The following is a 4,531-nucleotide window of genomic DNA, read 5'->3' on the forward strand; positions in this document are numbered from 1 at the left end:
ACTCCTCGTGGACCAAGGTCTCGGCGGCTGGCGTTAGGCCGTTCTGCTTGAATACGGTAACCTCCTCGCCAATGAAGTCCCGTACCTCCATACACCGCAGCGCTGCGAGACGATTGACGATCGTATAGCCTACACCAGTAACGTACTGTTCGAACGCCTCTGACCAAGACTCGTCGTCCGGAGCTTCAAGTTCGATGGCCTCTACGAGCTGTTGTGTGTCCTCGTCCAGTGCGTGAACGTCATCAGGCTTGTCGTCGAGCCCTTTTTGTGTTAGCTGAAACTCGACGTTGTCCTCGACGCGCTCCCGCATCTCGGTGACGACGTCTTCGAGGTGTTCACGTTCTTCCTTATCCAATTGGGCCTTCCGCTGGGAGAGAGAATCGCTTTCCATAGGAGGTAATGTGTATGCTATGTCCGAATCACACAACCATCATTAATGTTGCCGAAAGGTGAACTCGGAGATGGCGGGTTGACAATCGAGTCGAAACTTTTCCCGATGGAGATAATCGCCTGCTTATGGACTTGATTGACGCCCTCCGTATCTGGGCACCAATTATTCAGGCTGGAGCCGTTGTTGTAGCGGTTGGAACTGTATTTTTGACATATCGGCAGGTCAAGCTTCGAAAGGAACAGGCGACAACCCAGTTCGAAGATGAGCTCTCTCGTGAATACAGAGAATTGGCTCGGAAATTACCGGTAAAAGCACTCTTGGGGGATGAATTGACCGACGAGGAATTCAAAGAGGAGTTTCCTGATCTCTACTACTACGTCGATCTCTCGAACGAACAGGTGTTTCTGCGATTTGAGGAGCGGGTTAGCAAGGAAACGTGGGAGAACTGGCAGGATGGCATCGAATCGAACTTGAAGCGACCTGCATTTCGAATGGCCTGGAATGAGATCAAGGATCGTTCTGACACCTATCAAGAACTTCGTCGATTAGAGGAGAACGACTTCCAAACTGACCCTGCCGAGTGGGACCAGATTGAACCTGAGTGAGTATTAGAGAGAAGAGAGCTATTGTTGGTGATTTCCTCGACTACTGACGTCTCCCTCTTCCACGGGAGTCTCTGAATCTCGAATTCCGTCTTACTCAGGTTTGTTTTCCAAGAGGACGATGCTTCCATCTTCGAGATCGTCCAGCTGTCCTTTCACACCTCGAACCCGATCCAACACAGTCCTCGCCTCTGAGAGCAGTTCGTTCACACGCTTTTCACTCGGCCTGTCGTCAGCGTCGACGGCCGTAGTAACTTCATCGGTCACATTGGCGTTCGGGAGCTCCTGACGCAGCTCTTCAGCGACCATCTGAAGTTCTGCCCACGCATCGTCGTCCGCACCTGGCCGCCTCGGATCTTTTGCACGCTCGATGAGCTGGCGCACACGTCGCTTCGAGGGTGGCCGTGAAGCGGCAAGCGTATTCTCGACGGACTCCGTCGTCGGTGAGTCTGGGTGCTCCTCACGCAGCTCTTCGCCTGCTGCCCGTAGCTGCGACCAAAGAGCCGAACCGTCAGTGCCGTCGAGGAGGCGGCGAACCTGTTCGTACGTCTCGGCCTGTTGGACGACAGCGGAGTCGACGACATCACTTTCCGATAGATCCTTTCCGGCCCACACAGCCTCGAACACGTCCTCTAGGTCGCCAAGTATGACGTCGTCGAACTCATCAGTAGCACCATCGACGATTCCCCGAACGTCGTCCTCGTTCGACCGGAGCCACGCGCTCAAATCGGCACAGATGGCCTCCGGGTCAGAGTCAGCGACGGTCTCACCTGTGATCCGCCGGTACTGTGCCGACGTTTCGTCGGCGCGATGTCCCTTCGCGTCCTCAAGCCGTGACTCGACCGTCGAAACACTGGGGACAGTATCACCTTCCGCCGTCGCTCGCATACTGGCAGTGATCGGCGCGTTCGGATAGAGCGAGGTCATCGTGTCCAGCTCGTCGCTGAAGCGTTCCCAGAGTGTCGCCCCGTCTTCGCTGACGCCGAAGATTTCACGAGCGTCAGCGAAGGTCTTCGCCTCCTCGAGTACCGTTTCGAGGTCATCCTCGCTTCCGAGGTCGGACGTGGAAAGCTCCTCCCCGCCGAGAGCTGGGTCGACCGTTGCCTCGAAAGCGCTGAGCGGCACATCGAACTCACGGCTGGCGTCTTTCAACGTCCGCTTGACAGCCGCACTGTTCTCGTTGACCCATTGGCCGAGCTCGCCCAGCCATTCGTCAGGTCCGTCACCCGACGGCTGTTCGCCGAGCACCGTCGTCACGAGCTCTCGCACCGTCTTCGGATCGATAATCTCGACGCCGAAGCGAACCTGGAGTGAGGTTAGTCCCCCTTTGGTCCGTACTTGTCGGCCGATGGCGGCGGGATCAGACACGTACTCCGTATCCTGCTTGAGCGCGACTGACTCGTTGGAGGTCGCAAGTGTGACGAGCAGCGCTGCAATCGACTCTTGTGGCGTCCCGCGGTAGTCCCCGTTCGCAGTCCGTGTTTGTTGTAGCAGTGTCTCGACGTCGACGGATTTCTGTGCCTCGTACGTCTCGATGAACTTGCGACACCAGCCCGTATCTGCGACTTCCGCGTTGGCGGTGTCGACACCAAGCATCGCGGCGTCCGCGTCCGAAAGAGGCCACTCACCGCTCCCGCGGAAGAACTTCGCCATCGCCTTTGCGTCGTCGACTTCGACGAGCGGCCGCGAGAGCGTCTTTCGAGACGACCCGAAGACAGCGTTGACCTGGTCTTCGACGACGCTGTCAAGCACGCTCGAGCGCGCACCACGGTGTTCGTGTACCGTGTACACCGACGCCTCTTCGAGTATCTCCGTCACCGAGGATTCGAGGCGGCGTTTGTCGGCACGGTGTTCGCGCTCGAGTTCCTCGTGGGATTCGGTCTCCTCGTCTAACACCTGTCCCATCCCAATGACGTTCCGAATCCGCTCCAGCATCGTCTCCGGAACGTCGACGGTGGTCAGGATGTGTTCGCCACCATCGCGACCGTTGTTCACGTCCTGCCACGTCTCGACCTGCTCCGAGACAGTATCGTGATCATCGGCCAGCACACGAACGCGAAGCGCGTCGTACTCGGGTGACGGCGCCCGGTCAACCGGTTCGAGGATGGAGTACTCGTACCGTAGTGGGACGAGGCGCTCGTCGTCGACATCGACCTCGTGGCGGCTGCCGTCACTCCTGAAGAACGCGTCGTTCTCCCGCAGCCGAGTTTCCACCCAAGCTGACAGCTGATGGGGCGAGATCTTCGCGGCCTTGTCCTGCGCCCGACTGAGGATGCTCTCCTGTTCCTCGGAGACGAGCGTATACACCTCGTCGCCCTGGTCGTTCGTCTCGGTGAGGGCCTTCTGCTTGTCGACGAGCGTCTCCAGTCCTGATTCGGTTCGCTCGACGACGTCGTCGACGGACGCCGTAACGTCGTCGATCATCAACCGTCCGAGGTTCTCTGGCGTCGACGGGACTGCGGGCGTCTGGTTCAGAAGGTAGAGTCCTTTCGCGAGGCGGACTTCCCACGCATCCTCGTCACCGTCGAACGTCGGGACGAGCGTGTTGTCGATCATCTCCTGGACCCAGAGCGGGAGGTACGTGGTCTCCTCGACCAACAGGTCGAACAGAACGTCCCACGTGACGAGCGAGCCCTCCTCCTTCGACGCCCAGCCGAACTTCGTGAACAGCGACCGCACGAGGACGAGCAGTGCTCGACCCTGAATGTAGTCGCGATCGGTCGACCGACCCTGCGTGATGAGTTCCTGCATCACCGCCCGCAGGAGCGAGAGGTCGTACTCGCGGAACGGGTAGGACTCGACCGGGTCCGGGTCCGCGCTCGTCACCGACGAGTACGTCTGGAGTGAGAGGTCGGGCATCGACGCCACCAGCGCTTCGACGCGCTCCCGTCCCTCCGGGTCCGCCTTCTGGAGCCATCGCTTCCGGACGATGATCTCGGTGTCCGCTCCTTCAAGCTGTACCTGTTGATGCGTCCAGTGATCTTCGGGCGGCTCACCGATGAGACTCTCCCGTGTATCCGGGAGGGAGTACTGCCCGGTAGTGACCACGACCGGGTTCGGCCCACGCTGCAGTGCCTCCATTGTATCCTCGAACTCACGATAGCGATGGCGACTGTCGCCGACGAAGAGCGCCACCTCGTCTAAGCCGAGCAGTAATTCGGTCCGTTTGCTGCCGTCGTTGAGAGCCTCCGTTGCAGTCTCGACCCGTGAGACGAGGTCCTCGGGATCGAATTCTTCTGGATCGACATCCGCTTCTGCGGTCTCGATGGAGACTTTCACGCCCGAACGACTGTTGAGTTCCGTCCCGGATGTCTCTTCCATCGCCGGCAACGCCTCGTAGAGCCAGCTGCGGAGGGACGCCCGTTCGGCGAGTACGTCGTCGAATGTCTTCCCGTCATGCTCGAACGCTTGGAGGGCTTCCCAGACGCCGTCGTACTCCATATCGACGGTCCAGGCCCACTCGAGCAGCCAGTTGGGGTCGGTCGGATAACCGAGTTCGCGTCCGATCGCCTCGAAGATGAGGAACGGGAGTGGCGGT

Annotated in this window: 2 protein-coding genes and 1 pseudogene; 1 reads left to right on the forward strand and 2 read right to left on the reverse strand. The window is 59.2% G+C overall.

Features of this window, described 5'->3' with window-relative positions; translation table 11 throughout:
- Nucleotides 1-391 (reverse strand): annotated as a pseudogene (locus IEX72_RS14895) (BREX-5 system adenine-specific DNA-methyltransferase PglX); the annotation flags it as partial.
- Nucleotides 392-516: 125 nt separating this feature from the next.
- Between IEX72_RS14895 and IEX72_RS14900 the strand changes: the two are divergent.
- Entirely contained in the window at nt 517-996 is a 480-nt protein-coding gene (locus tag IEX72_RS14900; RefSeq protein WP_188788771.1) for a hypothetical protein, read from the forward strand.
- Between the two features lie 90 nt (nt 997-1,086).
- Here the strand turns inward: IEX72_RS14900 and IEX72_RS14905 are convergent.
- Nucleotides 1,087-4,531: hypothetical protein (locus IEX72_RS14905; protein ID WP_229663865.1), on the reverse strand; the 3,445-nt coding region annotated here is incomplete at its 5' end.

It is taken from the genome of Halobellus salinus, assembly GCF_014646875.1.
In the GTDB taxonomy this organism is placed as follows: Archaea; Halobacteriota; Halobacteria; order Halobacteriales; family Haloferacaceae; genus Haloquadratum; species Haloquadratum salinum.